The sequence below is a fragment of the Nostoc sp. genome, assembly GCF_036917395.1.
GTDB lineage: Bacteria > Cyanobacteriota > Cyanobacteriia > Cyanobacteriales > Nostocaceae > Nostoc.
The window spans coordinates 52012-77251 of the sequence record NZ_JBALDI010000077.1; the positions used below are offsets into that span (position 1 = coordinate 52012).

Annotated in this window: 21 protein-coding genes; 10 read left to right on the top strand and 11 right to left on the bottom strand. The window is 41.5% G+C overall.

Annotated elements, in window-relative coordinates; all coding sequences use genetic code 11:
- The first annotated feature begins 3 nt into the window (after positions 1–3).
- The 5 genes from V7K46_RS25855 (at position 4) to V7K46_RS25875 (ending at position 3795) form a co-directional block, all read left to right on the top strand.
- Entirely contained in the window at positions 4–1113 is a 1110-nt protein-coding gene (locus V7K46_RS25855; protein ID WP_335118250.1) for a ParA family protein, read from the top strand.
- On the top strand, positions 1097–1288 hold the full coding sequence (locus V7K46_RS25860; protein WP_335118252.1) for a hypothetical protein: 192 nt from the start codon (positions 1097–1099) through the stop codon (positions 1286–1288). The genes V7K46_RS25855 and V7K46_RS25860 overlap by 17 nt, the downstream gene beginning before the upstream one ends.
- Positions 1289–1474: 186 nt before the next feature.
- Complete coding sequence (locus V7K46_RS25865; RefSeq protein WP_442939874.1) at positions 1475–1846, top strand: HEPN domain-containing protein; 372 nt, start codon at positions 1475–1477, stop codon at positions 1844–1846.
- A 463-nt stretch (positions 1847–2309) separates the two neighbouring features.
- A complete protein-coding gene (locus V7K46_RS25870) occupies positions 2310–3083 on the top strand; it encodes a class I SAM-dependent methyltransferase (protein ID WP_335118256.1) in 774 nt (257 codons plus the stop codon).
- Between the two features lie 91 nt (positions 3084–3174).
- Complete coding sequence (locus tag V7K46_RS25875) at positions 3175–3795, top strand: hypothetical protein (RefSeq protein WP_335118258.1); 621 nt, start codon at positions 3175–3177, stop codon at positions 3793–3795.
- Positions 3796–3885: 90 nt separating this feature from the next.
- On the opposite strand, the gene V7K46_RS25880 is transcribed toward V7K46_RS25875, so the two are convergent.
- Positions 3886–5037 (bottom strand): extracellular solute-binding protein, encoded by a 1152-nt coding sequence (locus V7K46_RS25880; RefSeq protein ID WP_335118260.1) that lies wholly within the window; start codon positions 5035–5037, stop codon positions 3886–3888.
- A 356-nt stretch (positions 5038–5393) separates the two neighbouring features.
- On the opposite strand from V7K46_RS25880, the gene V7K46_RS25885 reads away from it, so the two are divergent.
- Positions 5394–5765: a hypothetical protein gene (locus tag V7K46_RS25885; RefSeq protein WP_335118262.1), complete on the top strand. Its 372-nt coding sequence runs from the start codon at positions 5394–5396 to the stop codon at positions 5763–5765.
- A 213-nt stretch (positions 5766–5978) separates the two neighbouring features.
- On the opposite strand, the gene cobT is transcribed toward V7K46_RS25885, so the two are convergent.
- From cobT to V7K46_RS25900, 3 genes are all read right to left on the bottom strand, one after another.
- The gene (gene cobT, locus V7K46_RS25890; protein WP_335118264.1) at positions 5979–7172 is read right to left on the bottom strand and encodes a nicotinate mononucleotide-dependent phosphoribosyltransferase CobT; all 1194 of its coding nucleotides are present in this window, start codon (positions 7170–7172) and stop codon (positions 5979–5981) included.
- Between the two features lie 69 nt (positions 7173–7241).
- Entirely contained in the window at positions 7242–7979 is a 738-nt protein-coding gene (locus V7K46_RS25895; RefSeq protein ID WP_335118266.1) for a DUF2232 domain-containing protein, read from the bottom strand.
- A gap of 10 nt (positions 7980–7989) precedes the next feature.
- Positions 7990–8691 carry a Crp/Fnr family transcriptional regulator gene (locus tag V7K46_RS25900; RefSeq protein ID WP_335025882.1) on the bottom strand — a complete coding sequence of 234 codons (702 nt, stop codon included), beginning with the start codon at positions 8689–8691 and terminating at the stop codon, positions 7990–7992.
- 556 nt (positions 8692–9247) lie between these two features.
- Between V7K46_RS25900 and V7K46_RS25905 the strand changes: the two genes are divergently transcribed.
- On the top strand, positions 9248–13282 hold the full coding sequence (locus V7K46_RS25905; RefSeq protein WP_335118268.1) for a hypothetical protein: 4035 nt from the start codon (positions 9248–9250) through the stop codon (positions 13280–13282).
- Positions 13283–13639: 357 nt separating this feature from the next.
- Positions 13640–14353 (top strand): sugar transferase, encoded by a 714-nt coding sequence (locus V7K46_RS25910; protein WP_335118270.1) that lies wholly within the window; start codon positions 13640–13642, stop codon positions 14351–14353.
- Between the two features lie 21 nt (positions 14354–14374).
- On the opposite strand, the gene V7K46_RS25915 is transcribed toward V7K46_RS25910, so the two are convergent.
- The 6 genes from V7K46_RS25915 to V7K46_RS25940 form a co-directional block, all read right to left on the bottom strand.
- On the bottom strand, positions 14375–15211 hold the full coding sequence (locus tag V7K46_RS25915) for a carbohydrate ABC transporter permease (protein ID WP_335118272.1): 837 nt from the start codon (positions 15209–15211) through the stop codon (positions 14375–14377).
- Positions 15212–15454: 243 nt separating this feature from the next.
- Positions 15455–16030: a 5-formyltetrahydrofolate cyclo-ligase gene (locus tag V7K46_RS25920; RefSeq protein ID WP_335118274.1), complete on the bottom strand. Its 576-nt coding sequence runs from the start codon at positions 16028–16030 to the stop codon at positions 15455–15457.
- A gap of 73 nt (positions 16031–16103) precedes the next feature.
- Positions 16104–17048: a GDP-L-fucose synthase family protein gene (locus V7K46_RS25925; RefSeq protein ID WP_335118276.1), complete on the bottom strand. Its 945-nt coding sequence runs from the start codon at positions 17046–17048 to the stop codon at positions 16104–16106.
- 23 nt (positions 17049–17071) lie between these two features.
- On the bottom strand, positions 17072–18151 hold the full coding sequence (gene gmd, locus V7K46_RS25930) for a GDP-mannose 4,6-dehydratase (protein WP_298917330.1): 1080 nt from the start codon (positions 18149–18151) through the stop codon (positions 17072–17074).
- Positions 18152–18676: 525 nt separating this feature from the next.
- Positions 18677–19435: a sugar transferase gene (locus V7K46_RS25935; protein WP_335118484.1), complete on the bottom strand. Its 759-nt coding sequence runs from the start codon at positions 19433–19435 to the stop codon at positions 18677–18679.
- 112 nt (positions 19436–19547) lie between these two features.
- Positions 19548–20690 carry a glycosyltransferase gene (locus tag V7K46_RS25940; RefSeq protein WP_335118280.1) on the bottom strand — a complete coding sequence of 381 codons (1143 nt, stop codon included), beginning with the start codon at positions 20688–20690 and terminating at the stop codon, positions 19548–19550.
- Positions 20691–21003: 313 nt separating this feature from the next.
- Between V7K46_RS25940 and V7K46_RS25945 the strand changes: the two genes are divergently transcribed.
- Both V7K46_RS25945 and V7K46_RS25950 read left to right on the top strand, forming a co-directional pair.
- Positions 21004–21942 (top strand): NAD-dependent epimerase/dehydratase family protein, encoded by a 939-nt coding sequence (locus V7K46_RS25945; RefSeq protein WP_335118282.1) that lies wholly within the window; start codon positions 21004–21006, stop codon positions 21940–21942.
- A 63-nt stretch (positions 21943–22005) separates the two neighbouring features.
- Positions 22006–22890: an SMP-30/gluconolactonase/LRE family protein gene (locus V7K46_RS25950; protein ID WP_335118285.1), complete on the top strand. Its 885-nt coding sequence runs from the start codon at positions 22006–22008 to the stop codon at positions 22888–22890.
- A 34-nt stretch (positions 22891–22924) separates the two neighbouring features.
- On the opposite strand, the gene V7K46_RS25955 is transcribed toward V7K46_RS25950, so the two are convergent.
- The gene (locus V7K46_RS25955) at positions 22925–25099 is read right to left on the bottom strand and encodes a DEAD/DEAH box helicase (protein WP_335118287.1); all 2175 of its coding nucleotides are present in this window, start codon (positions 25097–25099) and stop codon (positions 22925–22927) included.
- Positions 25100–25240: the final 141 nt, after the last annotated feature.

Genomic DNA, 25240 nt, shown 5'->3' on the forward strand with positions numbered 1-25240 from the left:
AAAATGATACCTGTACTCAAAAAATTTCAGAAGTATCAAAAGCAAAATAAGATGGTTCACAAGATTGCCTTGTTCAATCACAAGGGTGGTGTCAGTAAGACCACAACGACTTTTAACTTAGGTTGGATGCTTGCTTCAAAGGGTAAAAGAGTTATCCTTGTAGATACCGATCCTCAATGTAATCTAACAGGAATAGCTCTAAAAGAAGAAACTGAAGATGACGAAGCAAGGATAGAAAACATCTACAACACACATTCAAATATCAAAACTGGCTTGGCTCCTGCTTTTGAGTCACAGCCACGGGCTATTGAAGCTGTAAATTGTATTCCGATAGAAGGACAAGAAGGTTTATTTTTATTACCTGGTCATGTTGGCTTTGCTGAATACGAAGTAACATTAGGTATCGCGCAGGAACTCAGTGGCTCAATTCAGACACTCAAAAACTTGCCAGGTGCTATTTCTGATCTTTTAGAAAAAACTGCTAAGAAATTTAATGCTGACTATATTCTGATTGATATGAGTCCAAGCTTAGGAGCAATCAACCAGAATTTACTGATGACAAGTGACTTTTTCTTAGTGCCCACAACGGCTGATTTTTTCTCTGCGATGGCAATTGATTCTCTGTCTAGAATTTTATCAAAGTGGTGTGGTTGGGCAAGGATGGCAAGCGCAAACGCTATATTAAAAGAAGCTGCTTATCCATTTCCAGAATTTACCTTGAAATTTTTAGGAACTATAGTTCAAAACTATAGAATTACTAGGGGTAAAGAAACAGTAGCATTTCAAACATGGATAGAAAAAATAGAGAATACAGTTACTTATAAACTATTACCAGTTCTAGAGCAAAATAATCTCTTATTACCAAAGCAAGTCTATGCTGAACAGGGTATAAATAGTAGTTTTATTATGACAAAAATTTCTGATTTTGGTAGCTTAATTGCTTTATCACAGGAACATAGTACACCTGTTTATGCGCTAACACCTCAACAATTAGACCAGAAAGGCGTAATGTTAGAAGTTAATCAAAAAAAGCAAAATGAATTTAGAAAAACTTTTTCTGAGTTAGCAGATAAAATTATTGCACTATCATCCAGTTATGCAGTCAGCACTTGACCAATTTCGCGTTAGTATCCAGCGTGTTCGGGATCTGATTGCTCTTCATACTTCCGTTAAGGCTCAAGCTACTGCTGTTCTGGATCTTTCAGACATTTTACGAGCTGCCCTAGTTCTAACTGTTAGTGCCTTGGATTATTATATCCATGAGGTTGTCACATTGGGTATGCTATAAATTCATCGAGGACAACGTGCTGAACCAGTCTCTTCAGCTAATACTGCTCAATCAGCCTTTTCCCGTTTTCAAGTTTCCTTAGGAAGCGCTCGTGAGGATAGAAGAATAGCCATAGATATCGCCTCTTGGATAGAGAGTGACATACAGCAGATTTATGGAGCTAATTTTTTACAGCAGTCTCATACTATTTCTAATTTAATTCCAGCTATATCAAATAGTATTTTGAATAGATTAAATAATACTTCATGGTTAGAAGATGAGATTCGAGAACGTCTAAGTTATCAAAGCTTTCAGCAGCCTGACAAAATAGCTGATGCAATTAGGCAAATTTCGGATAAAAAATTGTGGGATGAAGTTGCTAGTAAAATGAGTAAACCTCCTAAAGATATTAAGCAACAACTTACTTTAATTGTGGATCGCAGAAACAAAATTGCTCATGAAGCAGATATAGATCCTACCCTCAACATAGGTAATCGCTGGTATATCGACGAATCAATGGTTGGTGATACAGTTAATTTTCTTGAACAGGTTGTAGAGAGTATTCATCAAATTTTGTAGCTTTGGCTGGATCAAGGGTAGATATTGTTGACTAAATTATTGGACAATAGAGGGAGGCAATCGTTGTGGAGAGATGAAGACTGCGATCGCCTTCCTCCCCCACCAACTTCGATAAAATCACTATGGTGCTAGTTAACCCTAACCCTCCCTAAATCTGATCAAAAGCGATCGCTCCCCAACCTTCCCTTCAATGTTCTGAACTACTCACGCCAGCAGGTAATTAGAATTGTGTTAAAGCTGCTGTGGAAAATGGGGCAGATGCGATTTACTTCGGTTTAGATCGGTTTAACGCAAGAATGCGGGTACAAAATTTTACTGAGTCGGATATCTTTAAAACATCCTCTAAGGTGAAAATATATATTGGATATAAGTAAAAATCTTTTTTACTGTGATGATCAGCTAGTCATCCACCTCAGACATATGGTTGAGAATTGGCAAGCTAACAATTTGTACTTTTATAGTTATGCATAATATTTCCATACCCAATAATTGGAATACTGCCCTTTACCAAGACAAACACGCCTTTGTCTGGCAGTATGGCGAGGACTTACTAAAATTCCTCAACCCTAAGCCAGGAGAATCGATTTTGGATCTTGGCTGTGGTACTGGACAACTCACAGAAAAAATTGCCCAAGCTGGGGCTGAAGTAATGGGAGTTGATCATGCAGCCACGATGATCGAGAAGGCAAGACAAAACTATCCCCATATCGGCTTTGATGTTGCTGATGCTAGGAACTTTCAAGTAGACAAGCCATTGGATGCTGTATTTTCCAACGCTGTACTACATTGGGTGAAAGAAGCAGATAGTGCGATCGCTTCTATATACCAAGCCCTAAAACCCGGAGGACGTTTTGTGGCAGAATTTGGTGGTAAGGGGAATATACAGGCGATCATTACAGCTTTGGAAAGCGCCTTAGAACCATTTAATATTTCTGCACAAACCCTAAATCCTTGGTATTACCCTAGTATTGGTGAGTACGCCAGCTTACTGGAACAGCAAGGCTTTGATGTCATTCATGCCATGCTTTTTGCTCGTCCAACTCCTTTAGCAGACAAAGAAGCAGGTATGGCAAACTGGATTCAGATGTTCGCCAGTGCTTTTTTAACATTGCTCCCTGCTGACCAACAAACACAAGTAATTCACGCCGTAGAGGAATATCTCAAGCCGACGCTGTATCAACAAGGAACTTGGACAGCAGACTATCGAAGAATTCGCATCGTTGCTATTAAACTTTAAATTGTGCGAATTTTGACTTGTGCTTTAATTACGTTAGCGTAGCGGTAGCGAGTCCGCCAGCGTCATTACGAATTACGAATTAGTATCAGTTATGCATATACCCAAATTGTGCGATCGCCCTACAGCCCTTCTCCTAAAGGAGACGCTACGCGTAGCTTGCTTCCCCGTAGGGGTACGGGCATCCTACGGCAGGCGTTGGCGCAGCCATCGCCAGATATCGTTTTCATTACTACTAACCATTAGCCTCACCACTTTACTAATCCCGCCCTCACTAGCGCAAACCCCCCCAATACCGTCGCCTTCTAGTGCGCCTCTGGAACTAGACTTATTGACCAAACCCAAAGACTATGTAATCACAGCTAACACCATAAACCCAGCACGATTAACCGTTCCCAGTTTATGGTGGGCACAAGAAAACTTTGAGACAAAGCTATTGGATAATTGGATAGCATATCCAGCTTCTGAAAAAGAACCTGCACGAGTAGACTTGATCGTGAATCAGCAAATTTGGAGCTTACTAGACACTATAAAGCGCTACGACTTCGTAAATCGCTTGGGTAGCACTGCAAGGAACTTTGGTTACAACGTCCGGGTATTTAATTATCAAAAAGAACCCTTAGCAACCTACACTTGCAACTTTACTATAAGTCCAGCTTTATGCAGTATCCAAACGACTGTTAAGAACAAGATCGGGTTACAGCGTTCACTCTAGTAATTTGAAAGTTTAGATTTTAGATTTTGGATTAAATTTCAATCTAAAATTGTCAATCCAAAATCTAAAATTGAATTGCCCAATGCCCAATTAAACCTTAATTTTGGCGAATAAAGACTCGTATTGTTTTATTGCTGATGGGGGTAAGGGAAGCAAAAATTCACTTTTATCAAAAACTTTGCGATCGCTCTGTAACAGGCTCCATAATGGTTCTTGGATATCGTCAGCTGCAATATTTGTAGAAATTGGTGAATTACTCTTGGTCAGCACCGAAATTTGTTTAGCTGTACTTGGTTTCCAACAAAAATCAATCCATAGACCTGATAAAGTATCATTAATAATACCAGCGGGACGTACCCACAAGTCTGCCCAGATTGCTGTTCCTGACTGAGGGATAACTGCGGTAAGTTGCGGATAACGTCCCAGAACTGGCAATATATCGCTTGACCAACCAACCGCTAGCCAAGTGTCTCCCATAATTAGAGGTTCCAAGTAGTTATCGGAACTGTAGAACTTCACCTGTTGATTTAATATCTGTAATTCCTTTTCCAAGTCTGGTACTTGGTCAAGATTCTCTGTATTGTAAGATTTTCCTAGCTTCTTTAAGACCAGACCAATAACTTCTCGTGGGTTATTAAGTAGGGAAATGCGCTGCTGTATTCCATCTTTCCACAAATCACTCCAATCTGTGGGTGTCCATCCCAATTTTTGCAGGCTGTCACGGTTATAAACAATCACTGTGCTACCCCACCGATAAGGCGCACCCCACACCTTCCCTTGAGTATCCAAGTTCCCTTGGTTGTTACGCGTTACCAGTTTCTTCCACCTTTGATCAGACCACTGATTTAATTGGTTTCCCTGTACCTCTTGGAGTGGTTGAATCAGTTTTTGCTCAATAGCTGCTTTTAGCCAGTAATCTCCCAATGTCACTAGGTCTACATCAGCCGTTTTTTGACCTTGCCTAAAGGGTATAAAACGTCTCCATCCCTGCTCATCAGTGGTTTTTGGTTTCTGCTGCCAATTTTGTAATTGCCGAAATAAATCCTGTATCTGCTCGACTGGAGCAAACTTTAACTGCACCTGTTGCTGCAAACCTTTGTGGAACTGATTCACCACCTGACCGGGTATAGAACCTTTTAATAACTGTACTTTTAGTTGCGTTTGCTTGTTTCCACCACAGCCAAAAAGCAGTTGTGAAAGTGCCAGTGTACTTGTACCTAGCAAAAAAGACCGTCGATCCATTGATTTTGGATTTGAGATTTTGGATTATACCTAATATTAAGCAGAGATTCACCAGAGGCTGACTAGCTGAAAAAGTGGAGTTGGAAAATTATCGGTATTTTTCCTTAATAATACGGATAAATCTGAATATTTGACTCAAATTAGCAAGTTTTTCGGCAAATAACTACCTAAGCATTAATTTTTCCCCATAAATTTCCTTAGTGCTACTTGTAGTAAATCTTTACTTATATTTATAAGTAAAGATTTAAATGTTACATTTTCCCCAAAAATTATCAATACTTAAATAATTCATAAGTATTGTTAAGATTCGGAGTAAATTGAATAACATATAGAAAATGTACGGATAAAGGTATTAAATGGAGCTATTACAGCAGCAGATCCTGACTTTAAGCAAAAAACTGGATGCCCTGTGCCAAGTAATTGAGCAGCTTGATGGTAAAGTCACTCAAGCTTTCTCAGAGTGTTCTTTAGCAAATACACAAGCAAAGGATAATTATCAGGAAAATGACGTGGCTGGAGCTTACCAGTTCAAAGGACGTATCAGCTTAAATCCAGAAATGGAACATAAGGATGTATTGACAGATGGCATTTATCTAGACATGCATCGTCAATGTGGAGATAACATAACACCAGAAATTCAAATACAACGACTGACAGCACAATTAACAGCAGCATACAATCGCATTGCAGCTTTAGAAGAACAATTACTCAGAGACAGAATTCATTAAATTTAACCTAAATTTAACGATTTAAAAAAATGGCTGGAGGTAGGGAACGCAAGCCTTTAGGTTCAATGTCGAGTCATGGCTTTGTAGGCATATATTAAGTATAAGCAACTAATCTAGCTATCAAATTGATAAAAAAGTTAAACACACTATTACATATATCTACGTAATAGTGTGATATATCTATTTGTAGATCCAAATTTAATTCGCTACGAATTAATCAAATGCTGTACTTAGCCGTTCAAGTTGGGCTTCAATCGCTGCCAAAAGTTGGGTTTGCTGCCAATCTTGGCTAAGATGGGCGGCTATGCAAGCGGCTCCTGCACCCATACCTTCTTTCACAAAGCCCTGCTCATAAGCTCTCAGTTGGGGATAACAAGAATCAGCAAAGCTCAGATGAGTTGCTAATAGGGGAGGGGTTCCTCCACTCTGAGTTAAGCTGCCTTTTCCTAAATTGAGGGCTAAGTCAACCGTAGCCCCAGTAGGATCTTCTGCCACCCAGCGGGTTGTGCCTACAACTACTGCTTCTGGTTGCCATGATAAAGCGTAAGCTTGAGCGATCGCACTTATCAGCGCATAAACCGCCAGCATTTGCGTCCCACCAGCAAGCATTACACCACAACTACGACTAGCAGCGATCGCCATCCCAGCTACCACCACCTGCATGGGATCACCCACAGCAGCGACGAGTTTTAGAGGATCTACAGAATTTTGGATTTTAGGTCGCACCAAAGGTGCGCTGACAGCGCAACTTGGATTTTGGATTGGAGATTGGAAGTTTATTTCTCCCTGCTCCAGCCCAGTTTGCACTAGTGCCCACTTTTGCGCGTGGTTACAAACAGGGTGGCTACTGTTAACTTTTCCAGCAGCTTCTATACCCAAACCAGTTAAAATTGCCAGGGCAGTTGTAGTGCCTCCAACGACGCACTCACTGACAATCAGATACCCCTGTTTGATATTGGTAGCAAGACGTTCTCCCCAAAGTAGCCCTTGTTCAAACAAATGGTGTACCGTTGTGATTTCCATAGCAGCACCTCCACTTAAACATCTAGCAGGAGCGCCACCCAAATCAATAACTGGCAAAGCAGGAGGCTGAGGTAAACCAGCATTAAACAAATGAACTGGTATCTTTAGTGACTCCAAAACAGCGCGAGAAATCAATACAGGTGAAGCCCCGGCCGCTAATGGTGGTAGGGGATATTGCGGCTTATGTTCTGGGCCGTAATACAAAAACTCGGCATCGGCACAAGCAGTATATTTTCGATCCTCTGGAGTCCGACCAGCCGCTGAAATCCCTGGAATTAAACCAGTTTCAGTAAATCCTAAAACACAGGCAAATACGGGTAGACAACCACGATACCGTCGTAGCCATTCTTCACCCTGTTCTTCTTGAGTATAAATACTAATCATTTAAAAAGTTAGGAGTTAAGAGTTGTGAGTTAGGAGTTTAATTCATAACTCCTAACTTGCAACTGGTCACTATCCTTCATAATCCATGAGGACTTGCACCCAGCGTGGTGGACGGGGAATGGGGTTGCCCAGGCGGTCAAAAAGAAACGATGCTGCCAGGTGTACCACAAAAAGGTAGATAAAGTTGTTGAGTACAATTAGAGCGATCGCTCCCACTTGAATCAAAAATACACTGGGACTCGCCAACAAACTTAGCTTCAAAAATACCCACTCAATGAATTCAGTCACCTGCGTAATCACATAAATCCACAGGTCTTCACCTGACAAAACAGACAGCAACCACAGCCTAAAAAAGACTCCCACAGTACCCAACAGTGTACCCAAGGTGATAGAAACAATCCAGGGAACACGACGATACCACGTTGCCCCCAAAAGCACGCCCATGAACCCATAGGGCATGACAAACAGCAAACTGCGGGCTGGCCCCATCAGTACTGTAAGCAGTAACCCAGAGGTGAGTGCTGCCATCCATGCCGCACGCTTGCCCCAACGCAGATAAACTAGAGCGATCGGCACCGGAAAAAATATCCGTAAAACTGGGCCCAAGGGAAAATAGAAATTAATAAACCAAATCAAGCTAGCGGTACTGGCTAAAAATGCCGTTTCCACCATTCTCAAGGGCGCATCAGCCTTGAGTTGAGGAGGTGTTAATTGCTGTTCTTTATCTAACCAATGATTGCGGGAAGTTGCAGATTCAGGGGATGGATCTTCTTGCGGCTCATCTGGCAGAGAATCTAAAATACTCATATCTGGTACTTTACACTATCATTCTTTCCAAGGCTGACAAATCGGGAATACAAATATTGTCTTGATCCCGTTTAATCAAGCCTTTTTTTTCTAGCCTTGTCAATACTCGTGTCACAGTTTCCCGCGCCAGTCCGCTCAAACTACTCAATTCTCGATGAGGTAAATTGGGGATTTGAGTTCCTGTTTGCCCTTTTTTTCCCTGTCCTTCTGCCAAAAATAGCAACGTATCTGCCACTCGTGACTGGCTATCAGATTCCCGCAACCGCAATCGGCGATTTACTTGCCGCAAACGTCGTGCCATTAGTTGCGCTAATCGAACTCCTGCCAAGGGTTCTATCTGAAGTAACTTGATAAAATCCTGAGCAGGCATACTGCCAATTACCGTCGGGGCCAAGGTAATCACATCTGTCGATCGAGGTACTTCATCTAGCGCCGCCATTTCACCAAACAATTCCCCTTTGCCAAGAATATTCAGCGTTACCTCTTTTCCTTCCAGATTGTAGGTGCGAATTTTTACCCATCCGTCCATAATAAAATACACAGAACCACCCCAGTCATTTTCCAGCAGAATCACCTGATTGGCTGGGTGAGTGCGGGTGACAAGATGGATGAGGGCTGATTCCACAGCAGTTTTTGGCAACCCTTGAAAAAAGGGAGCCGATGTGATCATCCAGGGATGAGCCTGTGCTTGCAAGCTATATCGGTCTTCCATTATGACATCTTTATTCAAGCTGCTATGTACACACAACAAACAAGAGCGCCATTTTATAGCCTAAGCTATCATTGCACAGCCCCCTTTCAAAGGGAAAACCAACTATGCTACATAAGAAAGCGACAAGAACGTTTTTATAAATAATCTTTACCTATAAGTTTAAATGGGGTAAAAGTTTTGCAAAAAGTAGTTTATAGCCGGCGGTTGTATTGCTTAGGGGCTAGCTGCACTGCAAACTTGATTAGTTAAGAATATAGGCAAACAACATTAATGATACTAAAGGGAGTAAATTATTGCTCAGGTATTTTAGCGATTTTCAAAAATAGGCAACCAATGACCTGCAAAACTAAGCTTCTTAAACAAATGCTGACTGAAGATTGCCACGACTCCCAGTAATCCATAACATAATGAAAGTCACAAATCCAAGCAGCGGCTTTTGCCACTCAAAACTTCTCCTATGGTCGATGCTGCGCGTAGCAAGATCCCCACAGGCGTACGGTGATTGGAAAGGAATGGTTACATTAGTTGACATACGTTTTTAGGTAAGGTGATAAAAGTGACTTCCAGTGCAGATGAAATTCAAAAGCTGATCGCAGACATTGACAACTTACTTGCCAGCGGTGGTAAGCGCCTGTCTAGATTTCTGCCTGGTCAGACGCAAGAGCCTAAAGAGGTTTTAGAACGAATTCGCAACTTCTTGGTGAGGCTACAAGGAAAAGAAGCATTAGAGAGCGGCATCCCAAATCAGTCTTCTGAAGAACCGCGTTCGCCTTTATTAACAAAATTTATTGATCATGGTTATAACCAGTATCCACTACCGCCGCTCGAATTCAGTCAGGAAGAGAGTACTGTTGGGGCAGGACAATTAAAAAGTGAATTTTCGAGCTTGATAGAGCCATTGCGATCGGAATTAGAATTGCTCTTGCAAGAGCGAGCCACTCTCATCCAAGAAATTCGCCAGCTAGAACAAAAGCGTTTGCAAAACTACTCTTTAGCGCAGCAGTTGACAAACCAGGAACAAATGATTACCGAGTTTTTACAGGTACTCATAAGTCGCCTTGTGCCAACTTTAACGCCAGTAGTACCACAGACGGGGGAAAATTCCACCAGTTCTTCAGGAGGAATTAATCACGTAACCTCTGGAACTCAACCTTTATTAGAATCACCAGACCGCGTGCAGCAGTTAACCCAGCTGGCCAGAGAGTTGGATCAACGCTTATTATCGTTAGATGGGACGGTAAATGTAGTCTTTGAGGCACTACAGCGCAACATTAATACTTATGACGAGTCCCTGTCGCAAGCACTGGCAAGAATGCATAGCAAGGGAATGCAAGGCGAACAGTTGATGACCAGCTTTCTCAACAATTTCACCCAGCATTTGCAGCAACAATCCCCTAGTTCCCAGCCATCTTTCCTTGGGGGAGAATCTGAGACACCACCATCATTGGCTAACCCAGCCGAGATCAGTACTGAAGTCGCGCCCCAACCCTTGGATCTGATCCAGCCAGAAACTTCATCTTCACTCACAATTAATTCTGAGCAACAGGAAACTACCCTCACAGAGGATTTAGATGCAGTGCTGTTGCAGCTTGGCTTAGACTCGTCTCAATCTTCTGAAACCCCGACCGAATTACCGCAAGATATTTCTGCATTAATTGGTGATGAAGTAGACCAGCTTTACGCCAGTTTGTTTGGTACTGGTGATGTTAATAACCCAAGTCTTGAGGTTGTCACAAATGACTTATTTGCTTCTCCAGCATCCCCATCAACGTTGAACATCGCTGAGAGTCCACCTGTGCCTCCAACCGTGGATTCTGCGGTTGTGACACCAGATATGGATTTGTTGGATCTGAGCAACATTCACCCACAAACAACTCAACAGACTCCAGTAGAAACCACAAATTCATCAGAACCACTTTTTGAAGAGGATACTAACCAAGACTCGCCTCTTAGCAACTCTGTGCCACAAACAGAGAGTTTCTTGTTGCAACTCGACACTCAGCCAGCTATTGTTGATACAATTAATACCCTAACTGAGCTATTGGCTGATGCAGGTAGTGATCAGCAACTGCCGGAAGTATCATCTTCTATGGATAATGCCACAACTACACCACCAGTTACTCCAGAAGTAGCAGAAATTGCGTTGGCAAAGGCTACAGATCGCGGAGCGTCTCGTAGAGAAGGTATTGCCACATCGGAAGTATTAATTAACGATGAGCAGCCAGAACCGTTTTTAGATAACTATATTGCTGCTTCACCCGAAGAAAACTTACTTTCTTTAGAGTCAAACCAGGCTCGAATCTTACCTGATATTTCCTTGGATGAAGAGCAGTTGCAACAATTAGATCGGGATTTGGCTAATTTTGATCGGCAGCTAAATTCTGAGTCGGAGCCAGCTACCAAGTTGGATATTTTCTCTGAACTAATTGATAAAACTCAAGACACAATCCCCACAACTTCCCCAGAACCGCAAACAGAAAATATCCAAACAGCAGAAAACACCTCAACTGCTGCTTTCTCCAGTTTGGCAGTTCCCCAGGTAGAAACTGAAAAAAAAAAGGAAGTTACAACTCCTGTTCAAGACAGTTCTTTACCTTCAATTTCCAACTCGATCACCAATCCAGAAGTTTCGCTTAATGTTCTAGAATCAGTTTGGTATTTAGGAATTGATTTAGGTACAACAGGAATTTCTGCCGCATTATTAAATCGCTCGACTTTTGTTGTACATCCTATCTACTGGTCAGCAGAAAATCCGTCAGGAACAAGTTCCTTCCAGCAATCATTTCGTTTACCAACAGAGGTTTATCTACCTACAGCTTCTGTACCCCACGGGGAAAATGAAAGTATCGAAACACATGAGCAGATAGCACCTGCGGCTGTTGCCCAAGATAAAGTGCCTGACCACTCAGCTACCACTCCGGCAACACCTAGATCAACAGCAGATCCGACGAAAAATAATCTCTACTCGGCACAGTTGAAGCCCTATTTACAAGTAGCCATTCCCTACAAGAGTGAACGGCAAAAATGGGAACCTGTTTTGCAATTAAATGAATTTTCGGCGGGGCCTTTGATTTGGGTTGTGCGATCGCTCTCTAAGCTACTATTAACCCTCAAATCCGATCAAACTAGTACCACCCCTAGTTTAAGGGCTGCTGCTGTTGGGATTAGCGAACAAAATTTTCCGCAGATTATCAATAATATTGCTGGTGTGATTTGCACCTGCCCATCTAGCTGGTCGGAACAATACCGCTTCAACGTGCGGGAAGCTTTGCTCACCAGCAAACTCATCCAACATCCGCAGCAAGTCTTTTTTGTGGAAGAAGCGATCGCTAGTCTACTCCCGGAACTCGATGCTGCTAACGGTGAGCAAATAAAATTAAGCCAACATCAGGGTTCTCATCCGGCAAAAACCAGCGAACATCCCATTGTTGGCAACACCCTGGTGATTAACATTGGGACAACTGCCACAGAAATGTTACTGGTAGATATACCAGAAACACTGCTGCAATTGACATACAATGATTTCATGCTCCACAGTTTTGCCTATGCTGGCAAGGGAATTGAACAAGATATTATCTGCCAGCTGCTATTGCCACCGAAATCTCGGCAATCACGCGCCCAAACACAAAGCGATCGCAAAACTATTAGTAGTAATCTTTGGCAATGGCAACCATCAATTCCCGGTTTAGACCAAATGCGTTGGCAGAGTTTAGGGTTGGAAGAATTAGAACTACCCAGAGTTGGGGAACCAGATATTACCGCTCGGATTCGCCTCCAACAGCGTCTAGAAAGTTCTCTGCTGGGACAGGCGGTATTAGATGCCGCACTTGCCCTAAAGTTGATTTTGCAACACCAAGACTCTTTTACCCTGGAATTGGCCGATCATCAGTGGATTTTGCAGCGACGAGACTTAGAAAGCCAGGTATTTATCCCCTTTGTGCGCCGCCTGAATCGAGAACTCAACAAGTTATTGGTAGCTCGTGGCATCCCTACAGAAGCAATTAATCAAGCGATTTTGACTGGTGGAGTGGCTTGTGTCGGGACGGTGAACCGCTGGTTACGGCAAAAACTCCCCAACGCTAAGATTATTCAAGATTTATATCTCGGCGAAAACGGCGCTCCCAATTGTAGTCGGGTTGCTTATGGATTGGCGATGCTGCCTCTGCATCCCCAAATATTAGATATACCCAGGCAACAATACACTGATTATTTTCTATTTACAGAATTGCTGCGGCTGCTACCAGATCGACCCTTATCTTTCGGTGAAGTTATCCAGTTATTTGAGGGTCGTGGGATTAATACTCGCACTTGTCAGCAACGGCTGCTGGCTTTTTTGGAAGGTGAACTGCCTTCGGGTTTGATACCTTCAGTTACAGAATCAACCTGGCTGACTCACGGTTCACAAGAAAATCCTGACTATCAGGCGATCGCCACAGCCCCACTTTTTGAAAAACAAGGGAGTCTCACTTATCGTCCCAATTCCCAACAACTGTTGTCTTTGCGTCGCTATCTAGATGCAATTAAGGCTAGTAATCAGCAATCATTGGAGGAACCATATACGGTGAATTTCGCCTTAGAGGTTGATCATTGAGACTAGTAGATCACAGTGTAAATAAGGATACTACTCAAAATTCAAAATGCTTACCTCATAAGTATTTTGAATTTTGAATTCTACAAAGCGTTAGTATTACTTCAGGACAACCTGCTCTCTAAAAAATTTCCCAGTTACAACGCGTAATTTTCTGAGGAAAATTACTGTTACTCGGAATTTACTGGTTGTGAACCTTAGTAGTATTTTCTACGGAAAAATACTGAAAATTTATAATTCATCATCCTAATTAAAAGATTTTGTAAATTTTGAGTTTTCAGTTTTTCTTTTGTTTGATTTTTGTGTATGTTAACACTCAGTAGAAATGGTCAAAGCAGTAAAAATCGCATTAACAAAATTATGTCCATATCTACACACATTACTGATGCAAAAAGTCCTGTTGTAGATAAATTAGCCCTTGTGAATCATCTTTATCTTTATTCAGTTGATTGCTCACAACAGCCCTTACATCCTTCAACTGTAAGCATGGCTAAACGATTAATTGACATTATCGGAGCCATTGTGGGGCTGATGATTACATTTTTAATAGCAATTCCCGTAGCAATTGCTACCGTTATTCATGAACCAAGTCCAATATTTTATTCCCAAATGCGCTGCGGTTTGAACGGAAAAACTTTCCGGATATGGAAATTCCGTTCTATGATCGTCGATGCCGATAAACTCAAGCATTTGGTCGAAAACCAAGCTAAAGGTCACATCTTTAAATCTGTTGACGATCCTCGGATTACTCCTGTGGGTAAATTTTTGCGGCGTACTAGCTTGGACGAATTCCCCCAATTTTGGAATGTTCTAGTAGGGGACATGAGTTTAGTTGGTACTCGTCCACCGACTCCTGATGAAGTCACGCATTACGATCCACATCACTGGGATAGATTGCGAGTCAAACCAGGTATTACCGGAGAATGGCAAGCTAATGGTCGTTCGAGCATCAAAGACTTTGAAATCATTGTCAAGATGGATATAGATTATCAACACAAGTGGTCTGTAACTTACGACTTGAGTCTGATTGTTAAAACTATCTGGGTAGTCTTAAAAAAGACTGGTGCTTATTAATTTGTTGCTACTCGCACCTGTTTAACCCTTGACCCCGCTACCAGTTTCCGTAGGTACAATGTAACGTTGTAAAAATATAAATAGTAATAATACTGGGGCGATCGCAATCACTGAACCAGCAGCTACTAACCGCCAGTCAAGGGAAAATGTACCTACTAGCTTTGCGACTCCCAAAGGAAGAGTATATAAATTTTCGTCTTGGATGACAATTAAAGGCCATAAAAAGTCACTCCAAGCACCAATAAATACAAAAATAGCTAAAGTTACCAGTGCTGGGCGAATTGCTGGTAACATTATATGCCACCATAAACCTAACTCGGAACTGCCATCCATTCGGGCGGCTTCTTCTATTTCTTTGGGGACACTCATGAAAGCTTGGCGCAACAGAAAAATGCCAAAGGCAGAAGCTAAACTAGGAAAAATCATCCCTAAATAAGTATTTATCAAACCCAACTGGACTGTCAAAATATAGAGGGGAATCATCACGATTTGGAAGGGAATCATAATCGTGGAGACGATCGCCACAAAAATCCAGTCTCGCCCGACAAATGATAATCTTGCCAACGGATAGGCAGCTAAAGCGCAAAACAGCAGATTTAAGCCCACAGTCAGCACTGACACCAAGGTACTGTTATACAGGTATTGTCCAAAAGGTAGAGAGTTCCAGACACTAAAGAAGTTATTTAGTGTTGGTTGATTAGGCAACAACTGTGGCGGCGACTGAAAAATATTTTCCGTAGGCGATTTCAAGGCTGTGCTAATTAGCCACAGCAAAGGAAAGAGCATCACCAGTGCGATCACTCCCAATAGCGCATACATTAGCAGAATTTGCGATCGTGATTTTTTCCAGTTCAGCATTTGATTAATAAGAGAAATTAGCTTTTCTGAAAGGCTTTTGTATAGTAAGCACAAAAATAAGCATAATGATTGCGAATTTGAGTTTTTAATTCAACAATAATGTAAACATTCACGCTACCTGCTGTTTATTTTTAAAAATATTAAATTATTCACTTTACTTATGATATTAGTCCAAGAAAGTTGTCAAAAAACCGTATTTTTGAATCCAGTTTTTGAGTTAATGTCTTCATTATCCTGAATCCTTCAGCCTTTTTGAGTCAATCCGGTTTCCGTAGAAACAGCTTGTAGTGGTTTATCCCAAGGTTGAATAGATATTTTGGACAAATAGGCAAACTCAAAGACAATTCCGATAGTCGGCTTTGTCTGCCACTGCGGTAAACTGAGCAAGCGATCGTAATATCCGCCGCCATAACCCAAACGATATCCTTGATAGTCGCAAGCTACACTGGGGACGATAATCAAATCCACTTCAGCCGGATCTAATATTGGAGCATCAGGGTGCGGTTCAGGAATGCCATAAGCGCCGCTTTGGAGAGAATCTTCAGGTGTCCAAATATGCCAACATAGGGATTTATTAACGCAGCGAGGAAATCCCCAACGGTATTTGCTGTCTGTAAATAGTGGACTGAGATCAGGTTCTTGGCGAAAACTGAAATAAGCGAGTATTGTTTTTGCTTGGGTGAATAAAGTAGAGTTTTGTAAATGAGAGCAAATGCGATCGCTTTTTTCTCTCCACTCTTCGACACACATTGATTGACGTGTTTTGAGTAGAGTGCGGCGTAGTTCTGCTTTATTTAGTTGATGATTAACTTTGTCCATGAAAATTTATAGCGTCAAACAAATAAGCTGGGCATCGCCCAGCTTATACCACCCTACATTCACCAGTACATCGTTATGCAGCGTGTTGACGATACCACTCAATCGTATTCTTTAACCCTTCTTCAAAGCCCACCTGAGCTGTGAAATTAAAGGCAAGCTTTGCCCGTTCAGTATCTAAACGGCGGCGGGGTTGACCATTAGGCTTATCAGTTTGCCAGACAATTTCACCCTTAAACTCCATCAATTCACAAATTTGAGTTACTAAATTAAGGATAGAGATTTCATCACCTGTTCCCAAGTTAACTGGTTCCGATTCGTTATAAAATTCAGTCCCCATAACAATCCCCCGCGCTGCATCTTCTGAATACAGAAACTCGCGGGTGGGACTACCATCACCCCAAACTGGGAGTTGCTTTTCTCCCTTAATTTGGGCTTCGTGAACTTTGCGTACTAATGCTGGAATGACGTGGGAACTTCCAGTGTCAAAGTTATCTTCTGGGCCATATAAATTCACTGGCAGTAGATAAATCCCATTAAAACCGTACTGCTGACGGTAAGATTGCAATTGGACTAAAAGTGCTTTTTTAGCAATTCCGTAGGGGGCGTTGGTTTCCTCTGGGTAGCCATTCCAAAGATCATCTTCTTTGAATGGCACTGGAGTGAATTTAGGATAGGCGCAGATTGTCCCAACACAAACAAATTTTTGTACTCCAGCTTGATAGGCAGCATGAATTAGCTGGGTTCCCATAATCAAGTTATCGTAGAACAACTCTGCGGGTTTTTCGCGGTTCAGACCGATGCCACCGACATGAGCTGCTAAGTGGATAATTATGTCTTGTTGGTCAACTGCACGTTGGCTATTTTCCCAGACACGCAGATCACAATCGCGCGATCGCACTATTGTAATCTTCTCACGATCAGCCCCTGCTTTACCCAGTTGATCTATCACCTGACGACCTAGAAACCCTGACCCACCAGTGACGAGAATGCGTTTATTTTTTAATTCTAAGGCGGTCATATTTTTATCCTCTGTGGTGTGAATCAGAAGTGCAAAGCGCCCAGTTGTTGACGAATAGTCGCAATATCATTTGGAAATTGCGAACCATTTCCATTGGGTGAAGTGTGACCCAATGCTTGTAAATCTGCTTCTACCATTAAGGAAACTAGTTCTTCAAAGGTTACTGATGGTGTCCAGCCTAACTTCTGCCGTGCTTTGGTAGAATCGCCAATCAATAACTCTACCTCAGATGGACGGAGGTAACGCTCATCAAACTCTACATAATCTTGCCAATTGAGATTTACGTAACTAAATGCCAGTTCCAAAAACTCCCGCACCGAGTGGGTTTCACCAGTAGCAATTACGTAATCATCTGGCTGGTCTTTCTGCACCATCAACCACATTGCTTTGACGTAATCCTTCGCATAGCCCCAATCTCGCTTGGCGTCTAGATTACCCATGTAAATTTTTTTCTGCTTCCCAGCAACGATACCAGCCACTGCTCTAGTAATTTTGCGGGTTACAAAGGTTTCACCACGCCTTGGTGACTCGTGGTTAAAAAGTATGCCATTACAAGCAAACAAATCATAAGACTCACGATAATTTACAGTTTGCCAGTGGGCATAAACTTTCGCACAGGCATACGGACTGCGGGGATAAAAGGGTGTTGTCTCAGTTTGAGGTACTGCTTGTACTAAACCGTACATTTCAGAAGAACCCGCCTGGTAAAATCGCACCTGAATTCCGGTACGCTGTTGGTAGTCCCGAATTGCTTCTAACAGACGCAGTGTCCCCATTCCTACAGCATCTACTGTGTATTCTGGTGAATCAAAGCTGACTCTGACATGGGATTGAGCGCCCAGGTTGTAAATTTCTACTGGCTTGACGTCTTCTAAAATACGCCGCAACGTCGTACCATCCGTCAAGTCACCATAATGAAGAAACAACCGCACTCCGTCTTTGTGTGGGTCTTCGTAAATGTGATCGATGCGGTCTGTGTTGAAGGTAGAAGTCCGGCGAATAATGCCATGAACCTCATAACCTTGTTCCAGCAAAAACTCACTCAGATATGAACCATCTTGACCAGTAATACCAGTAATCAACGCTCGCTTCTGTTGCGTCATCCTCAATTATCCCTTATTGTCTTTGATTAAAAAGTTACAGTCAATCTTATACAACCTAGCAGCTAATTGCTGAATTGCCTAATGGTAAACATACGATTTCTTGTTGTTAGAAGACTTTTTCCATAAATAAATATACTTAATAAAAATTAATTTAACACGTTATATCAACCTTAGATAAATGAAGATTGTTTAATTATGTATATTTTTTCTTTTACCAAATAGATGAAGATTCTTTAAAGATTCTGTATTATATACGTTGTTTTTTGTCAAAACTTCATATATATATCTCTAGTTTTGTGAAGACTGAATAAAATAAATATTTTAAATTAAACTTTATTTTGGCAAAAATCTGAATAAGAGCAAAAAAAGCTACAGATGAACATTAACAGAAGTCTGAGTTAGGTAGAAAGGCATAAATATAGATAGATAACTATATAAACAAAGATGAACAGTGGTTTAGTTTTACGGCAAGAATTGGTACTTAGGGACATTAACTGTCCCACAGAATCGACCCTAAGTACTTACTCAGTATGCCCCGTTATTTTTGGGCAGAATGACTACATCAACAGTTTTCAAGATAATCCATAAATCAAGCCAGAAATTCCTAAATTTGACATAATGCAGGTCTATTTGGACTCGCCGAGGGTAGGGAATGTCATTACGCCCAGACACCTGCCACAAACCAGTAATTCCTGGACGGATTGTTAAAATCTCATCAATGTGACAACCGTATTTTGGCAGTTCTTCTGCTACTAAAGGTCGGGGACCGACTACACTCATGTCCCCTTTTAAAACGTTCCAGAACTGGGGAAATTCGTCTAAGCTAGTAATTCGCAAAAATCGACCAATTTTGGTAATCCGGGGGTCTTGTTTCAGCTTAAAACTGCTCTCAAATTCTTGTCGCAACTGGGGCGATGTTTCCATCATTTGCATGAGGATTTCGTCGGCATTGCTCACCATTGTTCGGAATTTAATACAATTAAACGCCTTGTAATTTTTCCCTACCCGTTCCTGGACATAAAAAATTGGACCTTCTGAGCTGAGAGCAATCAGCAAGGCCAAGATTAAGTAGACGGGGAAGAACAAAATTAACACCGACAGCGAAAACATTATATCGAACAGTCGTTTGGCAAACTCTCCGTTTAAACCCTGAAAAGATAAACCTTTGGGTTTAACTTTTGGCGTCTTTGTTTTTTGACCGCGTTTTAAGAAAGTACGCGTAGACCCTCTAGTGTCTTGCCGTACGCCTCGCTTGCCGGAGAGGAGTGAGCTCTGGGCAGTCATCATACTCCTTAATAATCCACACCACACATAGTCCCAATATTAAAGCCAAAATGAGGTTCTTCTGGGGGGAAATTGCCAAAAGCCTAAAAAAATAAGACATTAACCAAGACCATCATTCCAAAAACGGTCTTTTTTCGTTGCACTTGTTTACAAAATCTAGATAACGATCTGCAAAGATTTGCGGTGAGAACTGCGCCGCGTGCGATCGCATATACTCGGAACTGAACAAACCCTCATACGTTTCAAACTTTTCTACTGCCTCCACTAAAGCCGCCTCTGTTTGCGTCTTGAAGAATATACCTGTCCCTGTATCCACACAAGAGCGGATATCTCGCACTGTTTCTAGAGCACCTCCTGCACCGTAGGCAATCACTGGTGTGCCACAGGCCTGTGCTTCCACTAGGGCAATACCAAAGTCTTCACAAGCTGCATACACAAACGCCTTAGCCCTAGACATATATTTTTTTACCACATTATCGGGTTGCCATCCCAGTATTTGGATATTGGAGTTTGCCATCTTGCGAATCTTTTTCATTTCATCTCCTGTACCAATGACTACTAATGGTCGTTTTAGTTGATTAAAAGCCTTGACAATCAACGATATTTGCTTGTAACTCACTAATCGGGAAACTGTCAGGTAAAAGTCCTCTTTCTCAGACAGAAATGGAAATTCCGTAATATTCACTGGTGGGTAAATGACTGTTGCTTCTCGCCGATAGCAACGCCAAATCCGCCGAGCTGTATGCTGCGAGTTGGCAATGAAGTAATCAACTCGATTGGCACTCAATACATCCCACTGACGCAAACGATGTAATAAATATCGCGTTACCCACCCAGGCAAACCACTACCCATTTTGCTGTGGCGCAGATAATCAAAGGTCAAGTCCCAGGCGTAGCGCATAGGGCTGTGACAGTAGCAAATATGCATCTGTTCGGGAGTGGTAAGGATTCCTTTGGCAACAGCGTGGGATGAAGACAAAATTATGTCATAATGCCGCAAATCAAGTTGTTCAATTGCCAAAGGCCACATTGGCAAGTATTTTTGTATACCGTTGCGGGCATAGGGAAAGTTCTGGAGAAACGTCTTGCCAATTTGACGCTTATATAAATAACTTTCTCTATTGCTGGATTCAAAATCGATGAGGGCATACAAATCAGCATCAATATGATTCAAAATTTCTCGGACAACGAGTTCTGAACCACCAGTGGCTTTAGGTGTCAGCCACTCATGAACTAGAGCATATTTCAAGGGCACAGCTAACTTGAATAAATGGAAAATACAAAGGCCAACTTGATGAGGTTAACTGAAAAGTTTCCCCTTGTGATTAATTAACGGGAAGCGCCCCAGATTAGCACAGAAGACGCAATCTTTCTCTCAGAGGTTCCAGATGGTTGCTGCAACCTGATAACCTCAGAATGGGGAATAGGGAATGGGGAATGGGGAATGGGGAATGGGGAATGGGGAATGAGGTATTGGGCATGGTTATTCTCCTAGTCCACTTGTCCCCTACTCCCTACTCCCCACTTCCCACTCCCTTGACGACAACTGATATAGAAAGGGGGAATTTATGCGAATTCTAATTATGGGTGGTACTCGGTTCATTGGTGTCTATTTGACTCAAATACTAGTAGAACAAGGACATGAGGTGGTGCTGTTCAATCGTGGGAATCGGCCAGCACCTTCTTTGCAGGGAGTAGGACAAATTATAGGCGATCGCACGGATGCTACCCAATTAAAAGCAAAATTATCACAAGAAAATTTTGATGTGATTTTTGACAATAATGGGCGGGAACTGACTGATACTCAACCATTAGCAGAGATTTTTCAAGACCGGGTGCAACATTTTGTGTATATGAGTTCTGCGGGAGTGTATCTCAAATCTGACCAACTGCCCCATGTAGAAGGTGATCCAGTAGATCCCAAAAGTCGCCACAAGGGTAAACATGAAACAGAAGCTTATCTGACTCAATTGGGATTGCCCTTTACCTCTATTCGTCCTACTTATATTTACGGCCCTAGTAATTATAATGAATTGGAAGGCTGGTTTTTTGATAGAATTGTGCGCGATCGCCCCATTCCTATCCCCGGAAATGGCTTGCATATCACGCAGCTAGGTCATGTAAAAGACTTGGCAAAAGCAATGACTCAGGTTTTGGGTAATGAACAAGCAATAAAACAGATTTATAATATCTCTGGCGATCGCTTTGTCACTTTTGATGGTTTAGCCCGTGCTAGTGCTGTAGCTGCTGGTAAATCACCTGATGCTGTAAAAATCGTCCATTACGACCCGAAAAAGTTTGATTTCGGCAAGCGCAAAGCTTTTCCGATGCGAGTGCAGCATTTCTTTGCTTCGGTGAACAAAGCGCAAACAGAATTAAACTGGCAACCTGAATATGATTTGATTTCTGGGTTACAAGACTCTCTGGAAAATGATTATTTGGCTAATGCAAAAGACAAAGCCGAAGTAGATTTTTCTGTAGATGAGGAGATTTTACAAGCTGTTTAACAAGAAGATTCCCGACTTATCTAAAAAGTCGGGAATCTCAGCCTTAGTCAAAACAAAGATAAAATGAACGAGTTGCAATATCCACTCCACAATGTTCTAGAAGCCCGTGCCCGCTTAGGTGAAGGCCCCATCTGGGACTCTACCCAAAACTTACTGTACTGGGTCGATGTTTATAACCATCGGGTGCATCAGTTTCATCCTACCACGGGGAAAAACAGCTTTTTTGATGTCGGAGATGTCGTCGGTGCGATCGCAACAGCAGGTGCAGATAAATTAATTATGGCGCTACGTGATCACCTGGCATTCCTCAACACCCAGACAGGTGTAGTTACCCGTATTTTGGAAATTGAATCAAATCTGCAAAATAATCGCTTTAATGATGGCAAATGCGACTCTCAAGGCCGCTTTTGGTTTGGCTCAATGTCTTCTTTGGAAAAACCTCATGCTAGCCTCTATCGCTATGACAATGATGGTTCATTGCATGTGATGGAAACGGGATTGACTGTCTCTAATGGTCTAGGGTGGAGTCCTGACGAAAAGACGTTTTACTTGACAGATTCTCCACACAAAAAAATATACGCTTACGACTTTAATTCAGTAACAGGAAACATTAGTAATCGCCGTATTTTTGTTGATTTAAATAATGAATCCTTCTACCCAGATGGTTTGACAATAGACAGTGAAGGAAATATTTGGTCAGCTATGTGGGATGGATGGTGTGTGATTCGTTTCAACACCAAGGGTGAAGAGATATTGCGGATAAAGCTACCTGTGCAATTGCCAACTAGCTGTACTTTTGGGGGCGAGGATTTGCAAACACTTTACATTACCACTGCTTCAGTTGGACTCAGCCAAGCAGAGATTGAAAAAAGTTTCTCCTCTGGTGATTTGTTTGCTCTCCAAACTGATGTTACTGGATTACCTACTTATGGTTTTCAGGAATTATAGCAATTTTCAGATAATTAAAGCATTGGGCTATTCTTTATTCTCTCCATAGTGCCACTTGCTGTTTAAGTTCTTTTATATCTAAATAATCGCTAGCAAAAGCTTTTCGTAAAAGTGGATGAGGAATAAATTGATCATACTTTTGAATTTTTGGTGCTTCTGAAGTACTGATTAAATCTTCTGGGTTAATTCTTTGTTCACACAAGGAACCAATTTCATGATAAAGATATTTAAATTTATCCTTGCCTAACTTAATTGTAAAATAATATGGATTTACTCCGCCAATACTGATAATTTCTAACGATTCTCGACAGTAAGAGTTAAGTAATCTTTCTAAGGTGCGATAAGCAACCGTACCCATCCACGGAAAAATGCAGCATTTACCTTTTTCCAATTGCAATATATTTTGTTTATCTAATCCAACCTGCTGCACTAATTGGCGAACTTTACGTAAACGTTGCAAAGCATTTTTTTGCAAATAGCTGTACTCGACATTTTCAAATAGAACTTGCTGCATTCGTTGCAAAACTTTGGTATGAATAGTGCCACCACCACCACGCCAATAAATACTAGCTTTCCCCTCGGCTTGTTTAACAAAAATAGCCTTCTTTTTAAAGTCAACTTCTACGACTTCCCAAGTTCTCCCAGCTAAAGCAAACTGATTGCCAACAGCAGGCGGCGTGACGATACTGCCAATTTCAGTTGCACCTTGCTTAACAATATATTCTTGCTGTTCAGCAAAGACAGCATAAAACTGAAATTTTCTCACAACCTTTTCTCCTGCCAAACCCAGGATTAATTTACCTTGTTCAGTATGCTGAATATGACCAATATCAATTAAATAGCGGAGCAATAATTGAAAATTTTCTTTGGAAATAGCAGCAAAGCTTGACAGACTAAAAATTTGTTTAGCTAGGGCATTAGGTGAAAGTTCCCCCGTTGCTGTTAAAATACTCATTGTCTGGTGATAAAGCAAACTCAAAGGGTATTTAATCGGTCTGATTGATTCAATCCATTGCTCCTCTAAATAAAGTTGAATGATAGCGATAGACTGCAAAAGTTGCCACGGGATTTGCTCTGGTAGAGAAGCTTCTGATAATGGTTTCTCTTCAGCACAGATAAAGCGCATATCGGCAGCTTCACCTCTTCTGCCACTACGTCCTAAGCGCTGTAAAAAGCTAGCTACAGATAAGGGTGATTCTAACTGAATAATTCGCTCTAAATGACCGATATCTATGCCTAATTCTAAAGTCAGAGTAGCGGCAGTAACAGCTGGATTATTGGGTTCACGCATCGCATTTTCAGCTGCTTGCCGCAAGCTAGCAGATATACTCCCATGATGCACATGATATATATCTGGTAGTTTTTGTTCTGTGGCAATTTGTCGTAAAGATGCGATTATAGATTCGGTCTGTGTCCGATTATTAGCAAATATCAGGCATTTGCGAGATTTACTGAGATTGAAAATATATTGTTCATAAGCTGTTGTTTCTGATTCATCTACTCCATCAGTAATATAAAAATGTTCTACAGCTAGTTTTATTTGGCGTTTTATCCCGTCAATTTGCGGTGTAATTACTGGCTTCTCTGTTCCAGAACACAACCAATTTTCAGCTGTTGAATAATCACCCAGAGTCGCCGATAAACCAATACGACGCGGTTGTTTTTGTGTCAACTGTGCTAAACGTTGTAATTGGCAAATAATTTGACAACCGCGTTCTGAACCCATAAAAGCATGAATTTCATCAATGATCACAAATCTTAAATCACCAAATAAGTGAAGGAGGTCGTTATTTTTGTTGATTAACAAACTTTCTAGAGATTCTGGTGTAATTTGGAGAATGCCTTGAGGATTCTTTAAAAGCTTGTTTTTTCGACTTTGAGAAACATCACCATGCCAGCGCCAAACTGGAATATCTGCTTCTTTGAGTAAGTCATTGAGACGCTCAAATTGATCATTAATTAAAGCTTTGATTGGACTAATATATAATACCCCGATAGTTGCAGCAGGGTTAGCATGTAATAAAGTCAAAACTGGCAGAAAGGCTGCTTCTGTTTTACCCGCAGCAGTTGCAGCAGTAATTAACAAATGAGCATCAGTGTCAAATATAACTTGACAAGCAGCAATTTGAACTGGTCGCAATTCAGTCCACTGGTGATAATAAATATATTCTTGGATGAAAGGTGCAAGTCGGCTAAAGGCATCGCTCATATTTTTTATGAATAATTGTTAGCTATGTGAGCGTTAAAGAATCGCTCACATAGCTGTAAGATGTGATGGACAATTAGATGAATCTCTGAAGTAAGTGGTATTTGGGTAAATTTTGCCGATTTTTACTCCTATTGACTCAAG